Origin of the sequence: Roseofilum reptotaenium CS-1145, assembly GCF_028330985.1 — a bacterium.
GTDB classification, from domain to species: Bacteria; Cyanobacteriota; Cyanobacteriia; order Cyanobacteriales; family Desertifilaceae; genus Roseofilum; species Roseofilum reptotaenium.
On record NZ_JAQMUE010000103.1, the window covers coordinates 1 to 19,770 of the forward strand.

The 19,770-nt window shown below is 44.0% G+C and carries 16 protein-coding genes; 10 read left to right on the plus strand and 6 right to left on the minus strand.

From position 1 onward, the window contains the following. The 3 genes from PN466_RS23025 to gor all read right to left on the minus strand — a co-directional run. Positions 1–2,219: two-partner secretion domain-containing protein (locus PN466_RS23025; RefSeq protein ID WP_271944396.1), on the minus strand; the 2,219-nt coding region annotated here is incomplete at its 3' end. A gap of 6 nt (positions 2,220–2,225) precedes the next feature. After that, positions 2,226–2,978: a DUF928 domain-containing protein gene (locus PN466_RS23030; protein ID WP_271944397.1), complete on the minus strand. Its 753-nt coding sequence runs from the start codon at positions 2,976–2,978 to the stop codon at positions 2,226–2,228. Between the two features lie 492 nt (positions 2,979–3,470). Next, a complete protein-coding gene (gene gor / locus PN466_RS23035) occupies positions 3,471–4,820 on the minus strand; it encodes a glutathione-disulfide reductase (RefSeq protein WP_271944399.1) in 1,350 nt (449 codons plus the stop codon). A gap of 241 nt (positions 4,821–5,061) precedes the next feature. On the opposite strand from gor, the gene PN466_RS23040 reads away from it, so the two are divergent. Together PN466_RS23040 and PN466_RS23045 are read left to right on the plus strand one after the other, a co-directional pair. Further along, positions 5,062–5,298, plus strand: a complete 237-nt coding sequence (locus PN466_RS23040; RefSeq protein ID WP_271944401.1) for a DUF4160 domain-containing protein — start codon at positions 5,062–5,064, stop codon at positions 5,296–5,298. Next, entirely contained in the window at positions 5,279–5,548 is a 270-nt protein-coding gene (locus PN466_RS23045; protein ID WP_271944403.1) for a DUF2442 domain-containing protein, read from the plus strand. Before PN466_RS23040 ends, PN466_RS23045 begins: the two co-directional genes overlap by 20 nt. A 50-nt stretch (positions 5,549–5,598) precedes the next feature. Here PN466_RS23045 and PN466_RS23050 read toward each other — a convergent pair whose 3' ends face one another. Next, on the minus strand, positions 5,599–5,925 hold the full coding sequence (locus PN466_RS23050) for a GUN4 domain-containing protein (protein WP_271944405.1): 327 nt from the start codon (positions 5,923–5,925) through the stop codon (positions 5,599–5,601). Positions 5,926–6,210: 285 nt separating this feature from the next. Between PN466_RS23050 and tatC the strand changes: the two genes are divergently transcribed. Both tatC and PN466_RS23060 read left to right on the plus strand, forming a co-directional pair. Next, positions 6,211–6,972 (plus strand): twin-arginine translocase subunit TatC, encoded by a 762-nt coding sequence (gene tatC / locus PN466_RS23055; protein ID WP_271944407.1) that lies wholly within the window; start codon positions 6,211–6,213, stop codon positions 6,970–6,972. A gap of 102 nt (positions 6,973–7,074) precedes the next feature. Further along, a complete protein-coding gene (locus PN466_RS23060) occupies positions 7,075–7,746 on the plus strand; it encodes a lamin tail domain-containing protein (RefSeq protein ID WP_271944409.1) in 672 nt (223 codons plus the stop codon). A gap of 476 nt (positions 7,747–8,222) precedes the next feature. Here the strand turns inward: PN466_RS23060 and PN466_RS23065 are convergent, their stop codons facing one another. Beyond that, a complete protein-coding gene (locus PN466_RS23065) occupies positions 8,223–9,623 on the minus strand; it encodes a DUF1517 domain-containing protein (RefSeq protein WP_271944410.1) in 1,401 nt (466 codons plus the stop codon). Positions 9,624–9,843: 220 nt separating this feature from the next. Here PN466_RS23065 and PN466_RS23070 point away from each other — a divergent pair, with 220 nt between their 5' ends. From PN466_RS23070 to PN466_RS23095, 6 genes are all read left to right on the plus strand, one after another. Continuing rightward, the gene (locus PN466_RS23070; protein ID WP_313898687.1) at positions 9,844–11,238 is read left to right on the plus strand and encodes an NCS2 family permease; all 1,395 of its coding nucleotides are present in this window, start codon (positions 9,844–9,846) and stop codon (positions 11,236–11,238) included. A 223-nt stretch (positions 11,239–11,461) separates the two neighbouring features. Further along, positions 11,462–11,851 (plus strand): DUF1823 family protein, encoded by a 390-nt coding sequence (locus PN466_RS23075; RefSeq protein ID WP_271944412.1) that lies wholly within the window; start codon positions 11,462–11,464, stop codon positions 11,849–11,851. A gap of 290 nt (positions 11,852–12,141) precedes the next feature. Next, entirely contained in the window at positions 12,142–15,315 is a 3,174-nt protein-coding gene (locus PN466_RS23080) for a PAS domain-containing sensor histidine kinase (protein ID WP_271944414.1), read from the plus strand. Positions 15,316–15,330: 15 nt separating this feature from the next. After that, positions 15,331–15,786 carry a response regulator gene (locus PN466_RS23085; RefSeq protein ID WP_271944416.1) on the plus strand — a complete coding sequence of 152 codons (456 nt, stop codon included), beginning with the start codon at positions 15,331–15,333 and terminating at the stop codon, positions 15,784–15,786. Positions 15,787–15,960: 174 nt separating this feature from the next. Further along, positions 15,961–17,886 (plus strand): diguanylate cyclase domain-containing protein, encoded by a 1,926-nt coding sequence (locus tag PN466_RS23090; protein ID WP_271944418.1) that lies wholly within the window; start codon positions 15,961–15,963, stop codon positions 17,884–17,886. Between the two features lie 190 nt (positions 17,887–18,076). Next, on the plus strand, positions 18,077–19,246 hold the full coding sequence (locus tag PN466_RS23095) for an ATP-binding response regulator (protein WP_271944420.1): 1,170 nt from the start codon (positions 18,077–18,079) through the stop codon (positions 19,244–19,246). Here the strand turns inward: PN466_RS23095 and patD are convergent. Further along, complete coding sequence (patD, locus tag PN466_RS23100) at positions 19,229–19,591, minus strand: heterocyst frequency control protein PatD (protein WP_271944422.1); 363 nt, start codon at positions 19,589–19,591, stop codon at positions 19,229–19,231. The genes PN466_RS23095 and patD overlap by 18 nt on opposite strands. Positions 19,592–19,770 lie beyond the last annotated feature (179 nt).

The window sequence follows — 19,770 nt, forward strand, 5'->3', positions numbered from 1 at the left end:
GGCGTTGGGGTTGGAGTCGGCGTTGGGGTTGGAGTCGGCGTTGGAGTCGGGGTGGGAGAAACAAGAATTATGCCATTGCTGCCATTATTTGCACTAGCATCTAAGATTCCATGGGAGATCGACCCATTTCCGGAAGTAATTTTGAGGGTAATATCCCCCCCCTGACTATCATTGGTCGTTGAGTCAATACCTTGTACAACAATGTTCCCTTGTTGAGTTTCAAAGAAAACATGTCCTGCATTCCCATTTTGGGCACTCGAACGGATAGAACTCAATGTTGTAATGTTCCCAATTGTTTGAATCCATAGGTTAATGTTGCCACCGTTTCCAGCTAGCTGAGTAGCGCTTGAGTTCAATTCTCCTGTGGTTATATCACCCATCTCCGTCGTCAATTGAATCGTACCAGCATTACCGGCTTGGGTGGATGTATTCAGATTTCCCGTACTAATACTTCCCCCAGAAGTAGTTAGGGATATATTCCCCCCTTGTCCATCGGAATGAGTATTGAGGTTTGCGGTGGTAATAGTGCCCGCAGAAGCCGTTAAAGAAATATTTCCCCCTTGTGAATTATCGCTGGTATTTAAGTTTCCAAGGGTAATACTGGCTCCTGAAATATTAATCTCTCTACCCGGAGCGGTAAAGGTGGCGGATGAGTCCATCATAAATGAACCGTTGTTATTCCTATCCGCATCAGCCCTAAAGATGATAGAACCCGTACCCGGTAAGAAATTTAAGGAGACTCCATTGGCAATGGTAATGTTCTTGGTCGCTTCTAAAACAATATTGCCTGCCACCTGTTCTAAAGTAGTAGCATTAAGGGTAATATCAGTTCCTGGAAATTGGTTAAAGTCAATGCTGGGCAGGTTATTCTCGGCTTCTGGAGGGTCAAAGGTATTGGCAATTAGAATATTTTCCGGATCGAGTAAGAGGGTTCCCCAATTTCCGGCTGGAGCGCTGACATTAACTTTGCCGGAAAAAGTAAGGGTGTCTTTGCCGGAAACTTCTACTAATCCCCCATTTCCTCCAGTTTCTCCTCCTCGCGCTTCTACTGTGCCGTAAAATTGGGTATTTCCATCTGACCAAATGATAATTTCTCCTCCATTTCCGTTATCCAAACTATTAGAGCGGATGTGGGAATCAGGACTAATGAGGGTTTGTTGGGCGTTGGGTAGGGGGCCTTTTCCTTGGTAAGATCCGCCGATGTAAATTTGACCGCCATTTTCAGGACTAGAAGCATCAAGGTTTGCGTCAATTACGCCGACTTGAGTACCGATTACGTTTATGGTTCCGGAGGTGAAGGTAGGTTGGGTATGGGAAACATCGAGAGTGCCAGAGGCGATCGCCACACCTGGATTGTCTGGTATGGTAATCTCAGAACGGGTTAATACCAATTGTCCCTGAGCATTTACCTCGATCTGGGAAACATGATGGGGAATCTTTCCCCCCGTGAGCAATTCAGGAACCGACAGGGGGTTAAAGGGGATAGACTGGCGATCGCCAGCCGGAATTTCTAAACTGAGTAAATGTCCCTCTTGGGAAATCCGTAGAGTATGATGACCTGGAACTGCGCCCAAGGTGATTGTACCTCCTGGTGCATTGAGGGTTCCTAAATTGATGACTGTGCCACCAGTTAAGCTCAAGGCTTCACCGTCATCAACCGTTAAGTTGCCCCAATTCAAAATTACACCTGGACTGGCTCCATCAAACCTAAATTCATTGGGTGTACCGGTCAAAATTTGCCAGTTATTGTCCCCAAATGCATTCAACCATTGATTTTGACCAAAACCAATACCCGTGGCAGTTGTAGCGTGAAATGCAGCGGGAACATTGAGTTGAGTATTGGGGCCAAATAGAATCCCCGCAGGATTAATGAGATAGAGGTTAGAATTACCTCCTAAAACTTGGATTAACCCATTAATCGTAGATGGGTTTCCCCCATTAATGCGGCTGAAAATATTCTCAATTCCTGGTGTAGACAAAAAATTGGCCACCTGATGAGGGGTCAGGCCAAATTGAATAAAACTATGAAAGAGGTTCGCACCATCAGCAGAGGTACTCCCCCCTTGGATATAGAATTGATTCCCCTGGGGAATCACTGTCGTTCCTGTACCATCAGCCGCTGGTACAATGGTTTGGGCTTGGGTAATTTGGACATAGCTTCCGCACAACCACAGGGATAGGGTGAGCAGGAGATTCAAGCTGTTTATCCGCAGGGACATAAGTAATTACTCGGATTCACTCGATGAAAGGAGTTGGCTTTGGGCAAATGCATCGAGTTGAACAGAGCGGAGCAACGTTTCCCATTGGTTGGCGATCGCCCCATCTTGGGGATGGCGATCGTAGAGTTGAGCCATCGCTGATAGCGCGTCATGCCAAATACCTGACTCAGCATAAATCTTGGGGAGAGCTTCTGGACTAGCTTGTTGAATTTGGGCTTTTAGAGGGTCGCTTGCTTCAATACGTTCTATCCAACCATCTACAATTATATCACCCGTACGGTCTTGAGGATCGCAAACCAAGGATAAATACCAATGGTAGAGTTCATTGTTTTTGAGTCCTTCTGCTTCCTCTTTCGATAAGCGGATACTGACAATTCCCGATTCAGAAGGAGCAGGCAGTGCTTTCTCGTAGATAATTGTTGTGTCGTTTTTGTCCATCAAGGTGAATTTCAGCATTTTACCTTCAGCATGAGGCACATACCAGAAGAGGGTAGGATGGCTTTCTAAAGTTAAGGCTAAATCTTTGACAGGAACTAAAGCGGTTAAGGGTTGGTTATTCCCTTCAGAAACACTACAGCCACGAGTTCCTGCATCTGAGGTTCTGGGGGGTGCTCCTCTTCTTGGAGGATTAAAGGCTTGGGCAATTTCAAAACTGGGTTTAGGGAGGGCAGTAGATCCACTGTGCCAACCCAGAATTGCCAAGAAAGTTAAGGTGGCTAGTTTACGGGTTGTTCCTGACAAAAAAGTATTTTTTTTCACCTTAAATAACCTCAATTATTACGATGGACACAAGGGAGGCGATCTAGAGATCTCAGCAATCTTAATGATAGTCTTCATCTACCTGCTCGGAAGATAAGGAAGGAGAGACGTTCTCATATAACCAGTTTAGTTTTTTCCCGTTCTCTTTTTAACCGAACAAGTACGGATTTTTCTTTTAAGTTTTCATTAAGACATCCACCAAGAGTTTTCAAGGAGGATCGAGCACTGAAATCAAATATTTTGGGTTTAGGTTTCAAAAATTTTCCGGAAGAGACCAAAGGATTGAGCTAGATTGTAGATTGATCTTAAGTGATACATTGGTGAGAAAAAAAGGGGGTGAGACCCCCTCCTCTCTGACCATCCTCTCTTCTATGGAGTACAACTTGAAGCTTTATACCCTAAGCAATGCAAGCCTATTGCCTAGCGCTTCGCGCTATATTACGGCAATGCTTCAATATGATTCTCAATCCCTCAATCTTTCAGGGATTAGAACTAACGCATGGTGACAAATTCTTCGGCTGAACTGGGGTGGATGCCAACTGTAGCATCAAAGTTGGCTTTAGTGGCTCCCATTTTCAGAGCGATCGCCACGCCTTGGATAATTTCTCCCGCATGTTCTCCTACCATATGCGCTCCTAATACTTTATCCGTTTCCTCATTAACTACCAATTTCATTAATGTACGGTCTTCTTGGCCACTCACAGTATGATAAAGGGGTCTAAATTTGGCACGGTAAATTTTAACCTTATCACCATACTGAGCGCGAGCTTCTTCTTCCGTCAAGCCTACAGTTCCTGCTTCAGGATTAGAAAAGACAGCAGTCGGTATATTATCATAACTCATTTGCCGAGATTTCCCCCCAAAATGGGTATCAGAAAAAGCGCGACCTTCTCCAATGGCAACCGGGGTTAAATTTACCCGATCTGTACAGTCTCCAACAGCGTAGATATGTTCGATGTTGGTGCGACTATTAGCATCAACGGCGATCGCCCCTTTTTCCACGGTTATCCCTACTTTATCTAACCCTAATTTCTCTAAATTGGGTTTGCGTCCCGTCGCCGAGATTCCCACCGCATCAGCAATAACGATTTCCTCCTCATTTTCTCGCGCAATCGTCACCGCCAGTCCTGCGTCCGTTTTTTCCACCTGCTTAATCACACTCTTATTTAAAACTCGGACACCATGGCGCTCCATTTCCGATTGAATATGGGTGCGAATATCCTCATCGAAGCCATGAAGAATATGCTCCCGACGGATCACTTCCGTCACTTCCGTTCCCAGTCCATGGAGAATACAGGCAAACTCTACGCCAATATAGCCACCCCCTAAAATCACCACCCGTTTCGGTTGCTCCGCGATCTGGAAAATTTGATCGGAAATTAAGGTATGTTCAATTCCCGGAATATCGGGTTTAACCGGTTTGCCTCCCACGGCAATCAGGATTTTATCCGCCGTTACTGTATCTTCACCAATTTTCAGGGTATGGGGATCGACAAACTCAGCATATCCCTGGTATACTTTTACCTCAGACTTATCTAACATTCTCTGATACACCCCATTCAGGCGATCGACTTCCCCATTCACGGCGGTAATCATTTTCGTCCAATCTAGGTGACTTTCCACCGGACTCCAGCCGTAGCCTTGGCTCTCTTCAAACAAACTGGGAAAATGGGAAGCGTACACCATTAGTTTTTTGGGAATACAGCCTCGGTTCACGCAGGTTCCCCCCAGGCGATCGAATTCAGCAATTCCCACCTTAGCGCCATATTCGGCGGCACGTCTAGCACTGGCAATACCCCCTGAACCGGCACCAATGACAAATAAATCGAAATCGTAACTCATGGTTGTGTTTCTCTCAAATTTCCCCTATTGTAGTAGACCAAGCATCACAAGTTGTTGCACTTCAGCACTAAATCCTTCAGAGTACTAAAGCACAATAATGAACCCAGTCAGGACAGTAAGGTGGACAGGAGAATAAGGATATTGTTGGGCGAGTTCAAGTACACGGGTTTCTAGAGACTAATCCCTGACCAAATTGTGATAAAATCTTCCTAGTCAATATAAAAAATAAAATCTTGCTTGAGTGCCAACTGTTTTAAGATTTGAAGCTTATCGCTTTTATTTTTATAGTCATGAGCCGAATGAACCACCCCATATTCACGTTGATAGAGATAATCAATCAGCTAAATTCTGGTTATCTCGTGTATCATTGGCAAAAAATATTGGCTTTAGTGCTAAAGAGTTAAGGAAAATTCAATCCATTGTAGAATCTCATCAGGAACAATTTTTAGAGGCATGGTATGAATACTTTGATAGTTGAAACGGATATTCGTGTCAACCAAGTTCTTATTCATGATGATTCCTTTAGTGTGGAATTGATGGATGGACGAACGATTACTGTTCCCTTAGCTTGGTTTCCTCGTCTTTTAAGTGCCACTTCTGAGCAGTTACAAAACTGGGAAATTTGTGGCGGTGGGTATGGAATTCACTGGGAAGATATCGATGAAGATATCAGTACTGAAGGATTGTTACGTGGTGCTGCTGCTCCTCGTCGTTCTTCTCCTGTTTGAAGGCAGATCGTGGGGGTGGGGCGAGTTTACGATATGTATGGATGAGTTTCCTATAGCTTTCCTCCCAAGTCAAGCCAAATCTGCTTTTGCACGCTAAAACCAAATTGACCCTTACTATATTTCACCCATAATCGGTCAATGCTTCTCAAGTCAGTGCGCGAAAAATTTCTTAAGTCTTTAACACGCAACCACTCCTCTTTTTTCCGTTTCACCGCTTCGAGTATCCTGCGGCAGCTTTCCTCATCCGCGTCTTTCCATCTCTGCTGCTGCAACAGTCTCTGCAACCGAGTATAGTCCACCCCTCGCTCTGACTTTAAATCATCCCCTGGGGGCGGATTTAGATTTAAGTTTAGTGTAGGAAAAGGAGAACTAGTCACTGGTGATTTAACGCTTTGTTGAGGAGCAGGAGCCGCAGCCCCCCGAAAAACAGGGTAACTCCAACCATTTCTGTATCGACTGCGGACGATCTTTTGCTTCCAATGCCATCCCCCAGACAATGGCATAGTTCAAATTGGCACTAATCCCTCAATGCTGTTTCGGCTCAATCAATTTTGCATTCCGCATCCCCCTACCGGTTTACTTGAGCTGAAACGGTCTACTCGGTCGTAAATTCTGCCAATTCTCGATACAATTTTCATAGACCTGGTGACTGATAACTGAACATGACTGTAGAGACCGAAACACCAACTCCATTGCCTGCTGTAGATCCTCTGGATGAATTGCCCGATGATGTGGAAATGTCGTTGTTTGACCATTTGGAAGAACTACGGCAACGGTTTTTCTATGCCTTGATTGCGGTGGCGATCGCCGTGGTAGGCTGTTTTGTGTTAGTCAAGCCGATTGTACAATTCCTGGAAATTCCCGCAGGAAATGTGAAGTTTTTACAATTAGCTCCGGGAGAATACTTCTTTGTTTCCCTGAAAGTGGCCGGCTATAGTGGTATCATTCTGGCTACTCCGGCGATTCTCTATCAAATTATCCAATTTGTTCTCCCTGGACTGACGCGCAGAGAGCGGCGCTTAGTGCTGCCAGTGGTAGTGGGATCGAGTGTCTTATTTCTCACTGGGCTGCTGTTTGCCCAAATGGTGTTAATTCCCGCAGCGCTGAACTTTTTTATCACCTATGGCGCGGAAGTCGTTGAGCAAGCCTGGTCAATTGACCGCTATTTTGAGTTTGTATTGCTGCTGATGTTTAGTACCGGATTGGCGTTTCAAGTCCCCGTCATTCAAGTACTATTGAGTGTCTTAGGACTCGTTTCATCGCAACAAATGCTTGCCGGATGGCGCTATGTGGTGATGGGAGGCGTACTCCTTGGCGCTATCCTGACTCCCTCTACCGATCCGGTGACGCAAAGTTTACTCGCGGGAGCCGTTTTAGGGCTGTATTTTGGGGGTGTTGGGTTAGTAAAGGCGATCGGTCGTTAACAGTGTGGTAAAATACGGGTTCTGAACCTTAAAATTGGCTCTCAACTGGGTTTTCACCAGTATGAGCTGTGGTCAAAGATAGGATAATTAGGAATTAAATAGATGGAAGTTGTATTAAGCAAGATTCTTTATAAGGGTGAAATCAAAGGGTCTCAATCCGATGAATATATTGAGATCGCCAATTATGGAGATGGAAGTGCGGATTTATCGGGTTGGAAAGTTGCTTCATCAGGAACCAACCAAGAATTTACTTTTCCCGAAGGGACAGCTTTAGCCTCGGGTAAAAAATGCCGGGTATATACCAATCAAATTAATCAAGAGTCCGGTGGATTTAGTTTTGAACATAAAAGTGCCCTCTGGAACGATCTAGGAAGTACAGGAAAACTCTTTGATGACCAAGGCAATGAAGTCTCTAGTATTTCTTATTCATCCAATGGTAAAGTGGCGATCTCCGAAATTGGCTATAAAGGCCAGATCAAAGGATCTCAATCTGATGAATATATTGCGATCGCCAATCATAGCGATAAAAGTGCTGATTTATCAGGCTGGAAGGTTCTTTCCTCCGGCAGAAATAAAGAATTTATCTTTCCTGAAAGCACATCTTTAGCCTCTAGTCAAACCGTACGAGTCTATACGGATCAAATCAATCAAGAGTCCGGGGGATTTAGTTTTGAGTACAAAAGTGCCCTCTGGAACGATCAAGGGGGTACGGGAAAACTCTTTGACGCTCAAGGAAATGAGGTTTCCAGTTATAGCTATCAAAATTCTAATTAACAACCGAACCCACACTGTCCTTAACAACTGGATTAGAGCTAAGTTTTCTTCCTTTCAAATTAAGTAGTCGACCGTTTTATCTAATTTGGTATAGCAGTGGAAAGGATAGTTAGGACATTTTCCATTGCCTGTTGCCTATTACCTCAAACCATAACCTCACTGTCCTAACCAACTTATTCACTGCTATAAATTAGATAAAAATGGGGATAGGGAGAGAAATGTGCCATACACTTTCCTTCGTTGTTGCACTTTAGTACTATGGCAGCTCAGAGTACTAAAGTGCAACAACGAAGGAAATCTAATTCAGCATTTTAGACAGGTATAGTTGTTTTAATTAAGGATGGGACATGGTTGTAGGGGCGAACGGCCGTTCGCCCCTACAGATACCGTTGTTGTAGATAAATCTTGGTGTGTCAATCTTAATTAAAATGACTATAACAGTAATACAGAATTTATCTATTTCCTGGTATTTATCACTATAACGGAATCATATGGCTGTAGGAAGTTAGGAGTTCATCACTCGATAAGTTAGCACTTTCTTCTTGGGGACTCCACAGTAATTCAAACACGAGGAGATAGTCGGGAGAAATAGCACCTAAACGTCCTAATACTTCTCTTAAAGATTCTGGAGTTTGGATATCCTTAAATAGAGGTTGATCGTCGGCGGTTCCCACTAGGAAGGTGACGACGACATAAGAACCGGGAGTGGAGAATTCCTGACTTAAAGCGGCGAGTTTTTCTTGGACTGCACCGTTAACATTCACTAAGGTTTCGGAGGTGAATTTACTCCTTTCCTCTAGAGAGAGTTGTTCAAATAACTGTTGTGCTTCTTCGCGAGAGTTAACGGTTTGAGAACTGGAAGAAACATAACACCAGCGATCGCTCCTTCGCATGAGAGCCAATGCTCCCTCTTGCAACATATCTATCAATCCCTCTGGCGTTTCGGTATCCCCATTGAACGTTAACTGAGTTAACTGCTGTTGAAGATCGCCTTCTGGAGCCAACAGAGCCACTTGTAACTTACTCACCGTCACAATATCATTGTCCAACTCATTACCAGGAGAACGACGAGTGAAAATTAAATAAGCAATAAATACAACGCCCCCAATAATGAGCAACCACAGCACAAAGCCCATCCAGTTGGCTCGCGAATGATGATGACTGGCATAAGCGCCACTCCTGCCCGGGTCGGGCCTGCGATGCCGATGAGGAGGAGGAGGGGCATGATTTAAGGGCTGATGTGGTTCTAGATGGCTACCAGGAGGTGGTGGTTCAGGAGAATGAGGGGGGGGATCGGTTCTGGGAACAACATCCTCAGCAGGGCGGCGATCGCCCGATATGGGCACAGGAACAGGAACGGGAATAACCGGTCTTGGGGGAGGTGGTGCAGCATGACCTGGAGGAGGAGGTGGTGGTGGAGCAGAATGCAGTGGAGGGGGCGGGGGGGCAAACGATCCCCCCCGTATCCGTCCCCCTGTACTATTGCTATTGGAAGAATTTGGGGCAACTGAAGGTCTAGGCTGAGAACGAGGCGTTGAGGTTGGAGATTTCTGTAGAGACGGTGTAGAACTTGATGAACTGCCAGAGCGGTTAGTAGAACTGCTCGAACTACCTGAAGACCGAGGGCGTGAAGAACCCCCACTAGCGCTAGAACCGCTAGAACGAGAGCGATTACCACCCGATCGCGATCGCCCCCCAGAGCTAGAACCAAACGATCCGCCTCGCGATCGCCCCCCACTCCTTTTCGCCACTGCTTCCGTACCGATCTCAAACTCCGTATTCAGCAATGATGCAGATACCGAAATCGGAACCCCTTGAATCATCAACCACAAGACGATCGTCGTGACCAAAAACCTTAAATTAGCATTAAGACGCATCTTAAGCTTATCCTCTGAAGCCCATTACCTCCAGTGTGCCGTTTCCATCCTCCAACTGTCCAATTAAACGCTCAAAAAGCACTCTAGTAATAGGCAAAAGGGGAAACAGAGCTTTACTCTTTCCTTCAACTGTCGATCAACGCGTTTTTGTATTCACGGTTGCTCCCTTAGAGCAGCAGACAGTGGTATTGTGTGGTGACACGGCTTAATTTTAACAGTTATGAGTGCAGACCAAGAACAATCTCAGTCTAATTCCTCATCTTTATTAGAAAGGATGGGTGCATTCTTCCAATGGGAGAGTTTGAATACAAGTTGGCAGACGGAAGTTTTAGCCGGAGCGACGACATTTATTACCATGGCCTATATTTTGGTCGTCAATCCTGATATTCTGTCGAACGCCATTTTTTTACAAGAGAGTCGCGATTTATTTGGGGAATTGGTCATTGCTACGGCCTTCTCAGCAGCGATCGCCTCTTTAATCATGGGATGCTATGCAAAATACCCCTTTGCCCTCGCTCCAGGCATGGGATTGAACGCCTATTTTGCCTTCTCCATTGTCCTCAGACTTGGCATTGATTGGCGAGTTGCCTTAACCGCAGTTTTTCTCGAAGGGCTGATTTTTATCGGTTTAACGCTCTCCAATATTCGCGCTCAGATGGTAACGGCCATTCCCGCTTGTATTAAGCAATCTACCGCTGCTGGAATTGGCTTATTTATTACTTATATTGGACTCAAAAATGGTGGATTAATCGTCGGCGATCAAATCACCATAACCACTTTAGGAGAATTAAATAGTCCCGTCACCTTAATGGCTATTTTCGGAATCCTGATTACCTCCGCATTTATGGTACGACGAATTCGGGGAGCGTTGCTATTAGGAATCTTGGCTACCGCCATTTTAGCCTGGATTTTGGGTGTTGCCCCCTTACCAAGCGGTATTCTCGCCTTTCCCCAATGGCCGAGTGATTTATTCGGTCAAGCCTTTGTTGGATTGGCAAACCTGAATCAAATCCCCTTTTGGGAACTGTTAGCCATTCTATTTGTTCTCCTATTTGTTGATTTATTTGATACTGTAGGAACCCTGGCCGGCATTGGCATGAAAGCGGGTTTAATTAATGACCGAGGAGAACTTCCCCGAGCCAGTCAAGCATTTATGGCTGATGCCGTTGGCACGACCATGGGCGCAATTTTAGGGACATCAACTGTAACCACTTACATCGAGTCAGCTTCGGGAATTTCCGAGGGAGGGAGATCGGGATTTACCTCCGTGGTTTGTGCCCTATTGTTTGCACTCTCCATCTTCTTTATTCCCCTGATTTCCGGCATTCCTCCCTTTGCCACTGCACCCGCGTTGGTCATTATTGGCGTGTTGATGATGGGCAGTGTACGCTCTATCCATTGGGATGATCCAGCCGAATCTATCCCTTCATTCTTGACATTAGTTTTTATACCTCTTAGTTTCTCGATCGCCGAAGGTTTGGCGATCGGATTTATCACCTATCCGTTGCTCAAATCCTTTCAAGGTAAAATGCACGAAGTTGCTCCTGCGGTATGGGCGATCGCAGCTATCTTTACTCTACGGTTTGTGTTAATGGCGCTACAGATTGGAGGGTAATGCTTGGATGTCCACTCTTTTTAAAAAAATCAATCCATTGTAGTAATTCCCCAGATATAGAATACTGGGGGATATACAGCAGAATTGATCCATTAATCCATCTGATCTAAAATAGAGTCATCCTCTATTGAGGTCGGTAATAACTGAAATGCTGGCGATGGCTTCCCTGCGATCGCCATAACCAATTTTTAACCTAAATTTTGATTAGCTCAAAAGTTAAAGTATGTCTGATTTACCCCCACTTACCGATGAAACCATTTGGGCAATTGTGGATGAAACCCTAGAAAATAGCCTAGAAGATCAAAGGGTTAATGAATTAGTATGGTATCATTTGGGCTATCGTTATAATTCAGATAACCAAACTTGGGATATCAGCCAAGCGAGCGATGATTGGGGTGAAGTTTATCCGGAACCTCCTGATTTTATAGATTCTCGTCCAGCAACCCTAAAGTTAACTCGCTCTATCCCTCCAGAAAATAAACAACTGCTGAAACAGGAATTAGGATTTAAAGGATATAAAATTGGTGAATTTGGCCCACGACAAACTCGACGAGCAACGATGGCAAATTGGTTGCTGAGTTATCGGAAACTTCAGCCACCTATCCAATCTTAACATCAGTTTAAGCCTTGTGTCTTGATAGAACGACTGAACTATTTTAATACACTTCTTTATTCCTATGGATTGATGTACAAGTTGCCAACTACAGTCCGTTAGAGTTAAGCCTGATTTTTGATTCATACGATAGATCAAGAAAACGAGAGACTTGTTACTCAAAATAGGAGAAATTAGTGATGAATAGTTCAGGAAACTTAAACCATCCTCTTCCCAGATCCTCGAGTTTGGCACTCTGTAATCGGTTTAACGATTTCTGTTCCTCTCATGTCTGGAGTGATTTGAAGTGTGTGGAAACTAAACTACAAGAAGTCCTTCAAGAAAATCAGAGACTAAAGTATTTACTCAATCAAACAGAAGAACGCTACACCCTAGCAATTTCCAGTAGTCAAGTCGGAGTATGGGATTGGAATTTACAGACGAATGAACTGTATATTTCGCCCAACTTAAAAGGAGTTTTGGGATATCAAGATGAAGAAATTCCCAACTATATCGAGTCTTGGATGGATTTGATTCATCCTGACGATCGAGAGATGACAAAGAAGTCAGCTCAAGAACACTTAGATGGCTCAACCCCTCTTTATGAAGTTGAACATCGGATCGTCCATAAAGATGGAAGTATTCGCTGGCTGTTAACCCGAGGAATTGCGTTTCGAGATAGTGAAGGCAAGCCTTATCGCATGGCAGGTACAGATACAGATATCACGTCTCAAAAACAGAGTTCTAATTTAATAAACAGATTGCTAGATCGCCTATTAATGGTGATTAAGACGGTGGGAGAAGGTATTACTCTGAGTGATAAAAAGGGACATTTCACGATTTTTAATCCTAAAATGGAAACTCTGACCGGATATTCTCAAGAAGAAGCGAATAAAGCGAATAACTTCTTAAACTTGTTATATCCGAACCCAGCAGATTTAAAGCGAGTGACTGCTCAGATGAATCAGGTGCGCGATCGTGGAAAAATAGAGGATGTGGAAACGGTGATTTGCACGAAAAATGGAGAACAGAAAACATTGTTGGTTTCTACCTCTATGATTTGGGAAGAAGAACGATATTGGTATTTGAGTGTTTATCGAGATATTACCGATCGCAAGCACACAGAAGAAGAATTACGCCACAATAAACGCTTTATTGAACAACTGACTGATGCTTCTCCTGAAGTCCTCTACTTGTATGATTTGCAAACGGAGAAAAATATTTATGTTAATCGCTCTCTAGAAAGTGTGCTGGGTTATTCTCCCGAAGAAGTTCAATCCCAAGGATCGATGTTTTTTACGCAAAATTATCATTCAGATGAATTGGAACATATTGAAACTATACAACAGGAGTGGTTAAGTTTAGCCGATGGGGAAGTACAGGAAGTTGAGTATCGGATGCGCCATCGGAATGGGTCTTGGGTGTGGTTGCGATCGCGTAATATGATCTTTAAGCGCAATGCACAAGGAGTTCCGATTGAAATTTTAGGCACAGCGATTGATATTACCACCCACAAATTAATTGAATTACAACTCTGGGAGAGTGAGGCACGACTACATACGATTATTAATAGCGCTTCTGATGGCTTGCTGATTGTGGATCTTCAGGGTGTGATTCAGTTTGTTAATCCCGCAGCAGAAAAATTGTTTAATCGTCCCCTATCTAGTTTAGTCGATCACGATTTTGGTCAACCCCTAACCGTGGGGAGTGTAACAGAAATTGATTTAATTCAAGGGAAACAAGTGATGGGTGTTGGAGAAATGAGTGTTTCTCAAACCTATTGGTTGGGCGAACCCGTTTATGTGATCAGTATTCGCGATATTACAGAGCGCAGACAAGCAGAAGAGGCACTCAGAGAAAGTGAAGAACGGTTTCGTCAATTAGCCGGCAATATTGAGGATGTATTTTGGCTCGCTTCCACCCATCCCTATCGGATCGAATATATGAGTCCTGCGTATGAACAGGTTTGGGAGAGATCGATCTCAAAAGCCTATGAGCCTAATTTTTCTTGGTTAGAGAGCATTGATCCCCAAGATCGCGATCGCGTCAAAGAAACCTGGGATCGGCAAATCCAGGGCGAACATACCTTTTGTGAATATCGAATTCTTTGCCCCAATGGGGAAACTCGATGGATTTGGGATCGAGCCTTTCCCATCGAAGATCAATGGGGGAATATTGAGCGCGTTGCCGGAATTGCCGAAGATATTACCGATCGCAAACAAGCAGAAGAAGAATTAAAATATCGCCTCAAATTGGAAACTGCCTTATCTGAAGTGTCCAAATGGCTCACTCGCCATGATACCCTCGATTTTGACGATCTCTTGGGAATTTTAGCCCAAGCTATGGGAGCCAACCGCGTCTATTTAATTCGCTTGAATTTAGAAGAAACTCAGCTCAGTTTAACCGATGAATGGTGTGATGCTCAGAGTATATCATTTCGCGATCTGCTTCAAGACCTGGATGTGGCTCCTTTTGTCTGGTGGTTTGAGACTCTGCGTCAACAGGATATGTTGATATTTAATTCCTTTGATGAGCTGCCGGCGATCGCGAAGTTAGAGAAAGCCTATTTAGAATCGTTGCAGATTGGTTCCCTCTTAGCTGTTCCCATTTGGACAGCATCCGGAAAACTCTGGGGACAGATTACATGTGAGTCTCATTGTCAGAACCCGAAACAATGGTCTGTCAAAGATAGTCGGATTTTACAGGTGGTAGGGGAAATGCTCTATACCCATACCGCCCGTCAGCAAGCCCAACTCGAGCAACAAGAGTCAATTTCTCAACAAATCCGCCAACAACAAGAGTTAGCTCGCTCTAACGCCGAATTACAGCAATTTGCTTATGTTGCTTCCCATGATTTACAGGAACCCCTGCGAGGAGTCGTGAGCTTTAGTCAACTGTTGCAGGAAGATTATGGCAATCTTCTCGATGATGAAGGGCAAAGCTATCTTCACTGTATCCTCAGTGAAGGACAACGAATGCAAAGCTTAATCCGAGATTTATTAGCCTTTTCACGGGTGGGAACTCGCGCTCAAGAGAGGCTTCCCACCGATCTTGACAAGGTCTTAGAACAGGTATGGATTAACTTAAAAGTGGCGATCGAGGAAAGTGGTGCTACGATCACCCATGATCCCTTACCGACAGTCCATGCCGATCGCTCCCAGATGGTACAACTGTGGCAAAATTTATGCAGTAACGCCATTAAGTTTCGCAGCGATCGCCCCCTGAAGATTCATCTTGGCGCTCAACGTCAAGATTGCCAGTGGTTATTTTGGGTACAAGATAACGGTATTGGTATTGATCCTTATTATGCCGAGCGCATCTTTGTCCTTTTCCAAAGGCTCCATTCCCAAAACGCTTTTCCAGGCACAGGCATTGGGTTAGCAATCTGCGATAAGATTATTCAACGCCATGGGGGAACGATTTGGGTTGAGTCCCACCTGAACCAGGGAGCGACATTTTATTTTACAATTGGCGATCGCACCTGATGGTAATTTTGTACTTTGAATTACAGTTCTGAACCCGTCCATATTCTATTGGTCGAAGACTCTCCGAGTCAAGCTGCCTTAACAATGCGGGCATTTCGGGAAGGCTCGATGACCTATCAGATCCATGTGGTAGAGACTGGGGAACAGGCGATCGCCTTTTTATATCAGCAGGAACCCTATCAGCAAAGTCCGCGCCCCCAGATCATACTATTAGACTTCAAGTTACCGACTAAAACGGGCTTAGAAGTCTTAGCGGAAATTAAAGCCGATCTATCTCTGAGGGTAATTCCTGTGATCATGTTAAGCAACTCAGAGAATGAAGCTGATATTCTGTCGAGTTACGAAAATTATGCCAATTGTTATCTGAGTAAACCTTCCTCTTTTTATCAGTTCCAAGACTTGATTCGCCGAGTAGAAGACTTTTGGTTAACTTCTGTTAAGCTACCTCCCATACCCGGTACGATATTCTAACCTGAGAAGAAAATCCCAATCCTACGAATAATCCCTGAGAAGAAAATCCTAATCATGCAAATAATCACATTGAAGCTACGGTAATTGCAACATCAAGGCAGATCAAAAGGAATCTCATGTATAATTGTTTCTCAATTAGCCTTTTGTCCTGAAGATAGTCAAGGATTAAGCCTGGTGAATCAAGTTATCCTAAATGTACTATTGATTGAAGATAATCCTACTGATGTCCGTCTGATTGAAACTTTACTCAGAAGGACACAAGGATGCGATTACCAAATTGATCATGTGGAAACCATGACTGAAGCCATAGAATGGGTCTTAAAAAATTCTTATGCAGTAATTTTATTAGATTTGTCGTTGCCAGACATCCGAGGCTTAGAGACTTGTCAAGTTATGTATCAAAAAGCGCCTCATATTCCCATCATTGTGCTGACTGGCTTAGAAGATGAAATAACCGCCATATCTGCACTCAAAGTAGGGGCACAGGATTATATTTTTAAGAATGAGTTACGTCCCAATATGCTGGCCCGTGCCATTCATTATGCAATCAAGCGAAAAGAAACCCTAGAAAAATTACGGCAAAGTGAAGCTCGCTACCGAGGCATTATTGAAGATCAAACAGAATTTATTTGTCGATTTTTGGTCGATGGAACCCTTACATTTATTAACCGATCCTTTAGTTTATTTTGCCATCAATCCCCAGACTCCTTAATTGGCCAGTGTGCTTCCTACAAATTGTTTGCCCAAGACTGGCCTCAACTTCAGACACAACTGAGCCAAATTACCCCCAAAAGTCCCACCATTACCCTAGAATTCCCCATCCTTGGCCATGCCCCTCATCTGATTTGGCAGTCTTGGACGATTCGAGGGATTTTTACGTCCCAGAATACTCTAGTGGAATATCAGGCAGTAGGTCGAGATATTACCCACACCAAAAAAGCAGAATTGATTTTAAGAAAACAAGCCCAACAGGAAAAAATTTTTAGTATTATCACCCAAAAAATTCGCCAATCCCTTAATTTAGAGGAGATCTTAAAAACTACGGTTCAGGAAGTCCAGCAACTGCTGCAAGTAGATCGAGTGTTAATCTATGGTTTACACCCGGAACCGCAGTTAAGTGTTTTGATGGAGTCAGTCGCTCCTGATTGTACTTCAGTTTTAGGAGAAATCATTGAGGAAGTGAACCTCGAAGAAATTCTCGATTGGGGGTCAGAATCGGAGTTAAAACTGGGGGTAATTGAAGAAATTTTACCCCCAGCTCGTTCTGCATTTCAAGAAAAGTTACATCAATGGCAGGTTAAATCCCAATTGGTGATTCAAATTAAGTGCTTTGAGTTACTCACACCCGATCAAGATGTGGGGATAAAATTACCAGAAGAATTACGGCAAAAAACACCCGAATCGCTGTGGGGGCTTTTGGCCTTACAGGATTGTCGATCGCCGCGTACGTGGCCAGAAGATCAACTAGAACTGCTAAGAAAAATTACCCATCAGGTGGCGATCGCTATCCGTCAAGGACAACTGTATCAACAATTAGCTCAAACCAATCGGGTCCTTCAACAAATGGCTACCCTAGACGGCTTAACAGGTATTGCCAATCGGCGATGCTTCGATCAATACTTAGCGGTGGAATGGCGCAGACTTGCCCGTGAAGGAACTCCCCTCTCCGTTATCCTATGTGATGTCGATTATTTCAAACTCTATAATGATACCTATGGCCATCAAGCTGGAGATGATTGCTTACGGAAAGTTGCCCAGGCGATCGCCTCATCAGCCCAACGTCCAGCCGATTTAGTCGCTCGCTATGGTGGGGAAGAATTTGTGGTGCTTCTCCCCAACACTCCCTTAGATGGTGCTCTAGAAGTCGCTGACAAAATTCAGGAAGAGATTCAGGATCGAGAAATTGAGCATCTCGCTTCCCCAATTCGATCGAACTTAACGTTATCTCTAGGAGTCGCGTGCCAAACTCCTCGATTAGACATGGAACCCTATCAGCTACTGATCAATGCCGATGAAGCTCTCTATCAATCTAAAGCTCAGGGGCGCAATACCATTCAGACCCATGGATTAAGCTTGGATAATCACTCAAGATTAGTGTAGACTTTCATCAATTTTCATCAATTTTCATCAATTCAGGTATGATTCTCTTGAAGGTGCATCTAGACCATAAACTTCTTCCAGAAGTCAGGCAAAAGGCAATAAGCACAAATCGCAATAGTCATAAGACTCTATGATTGCTGCATGGCTATACTCGCTCTCTAACCCTAAATCTTAAGATGCAAAATCTGAGATGATGACAGATGTTACCTCTAAGCACTATATCCAATCTCTGATGTCTTCGTTGATTCTTATTATTGAAGAAGATCCTCCCTTCGCAAAAGAATTGAGTTTATCGACCTATCCACCTTTAGCCGAGGTGATCTCTCCACATCAATATGTCACGCAAACCGTCCGTGAGATCGCAGAACTGACAACGGAACAGCCCCATTTGATCGTTGTTGATGTTAACAGCAGCAACTTGAAACCTCTCACGGAGGCGCTCACTTATCAACAGAAGTGCCAAACTTACCCTCCAGCGATTTTAGCCATCAGTGAGTGCCACCAACCCAATTTTATTAGCGAAATTTTGGATCTCGGAGCTGATGATTATTTACCGAAACCCCTTCATCCTGAACTGCTCAACAAACGAATTGCCAGCTTACTGGGCATCTCTCGCCCCCAAGATCGTTGCTTAATCGACCCCTATCTTAATCAAGCGTTAAATCATCTACAAGCGCTCAATGAGCTAAAATCCCGGATTATTACCACCATCTCCCACGAATATCGCACCCCCCTCACCACTATCGGTTTATCCATTGGGATGCTAGAGCGATATCGAGATAAGTGGGATCGGGAAAAACAAAATAAGCATTTTGACCGGATTCATAAAGCTATTAACCATATGACTAGCCTCTTAGAGGATATCCTGTTTATTAAGGATGCGGATTTTGGCTTGCTGGAATTTAACCCCACACTGGTGGATGTGATTCCCCTATTTGAACAAGCGATCGCCCGGATGCAGGCGATCTCCGGTTCCCAATATTCCCTAGAATTTCTCCCCCAAGACTCAGTCCTCTCATGGATGCTCGATAGCAGCTTAATTGAGCAAATCCTCGTTCACTTACTCTCCAATGCCATTAAGTATTCTCCCGAAGGGGGAATCGTATCTGTTCGCGTGCGTTGTCTGAACAACACCATGGAATTTCAGATTCAAGATCGAGGAATTGGTATTCCTGAATCTGAGCAACAGCATCTGTTTGATTCCTTTCATCGAGGCAGCAATATTGGCAATATCGGTGGAACAGGCTTAGGACTTTCTATTGTCAAAAAAAGTGTGGATTTACACAACGGAACCATTCACATTGACAGCCAAGTGAACCAAGGAACCACCTTCACCATTACCTTACCCGCCAGACCCTAAAATTATCTCGCAATAGTGAATTAGATTCTGGGTATAATTACTAATCTTATTTTTTCTCTGCTGTTTCGCTAATTCCTGGCGACTCATTTGGTAAAATGTAATCTCAGTTACCAATAATTTCATTTGTTTATGCATCTCCGTGTGAATCGACTGCCAAGTCATCTCAGTAGGGGAATCGGGTTCATCCCCAAACCGGGGTGCAATCTGTTGCTCAAAAAAATCTTCCGCCTCCTGGCAAGCTGGAATTAATCCCTCTAAATTAGTCTTGCTTGTAGCCAGCATTAAGACTTTCCTTAAGCGTTCGAGAAAGTGCTGGTAAATCTGCTTGTGTTGTTGCCATAACATACAGGTATTTCATCCCCTCGCTTTTTTTTAAGGTGTAAAGTTATAGTATTAAATAACAGAGCATCAGAGATAACCTGAAATCAGGATCTGCATCTTTGTTATCTCCACCACCAGCTATTTTTCCATTGCGATTATCCTAATCTCGTAATCTTGAGTCCCTTCGATGATTCCGAGATTAG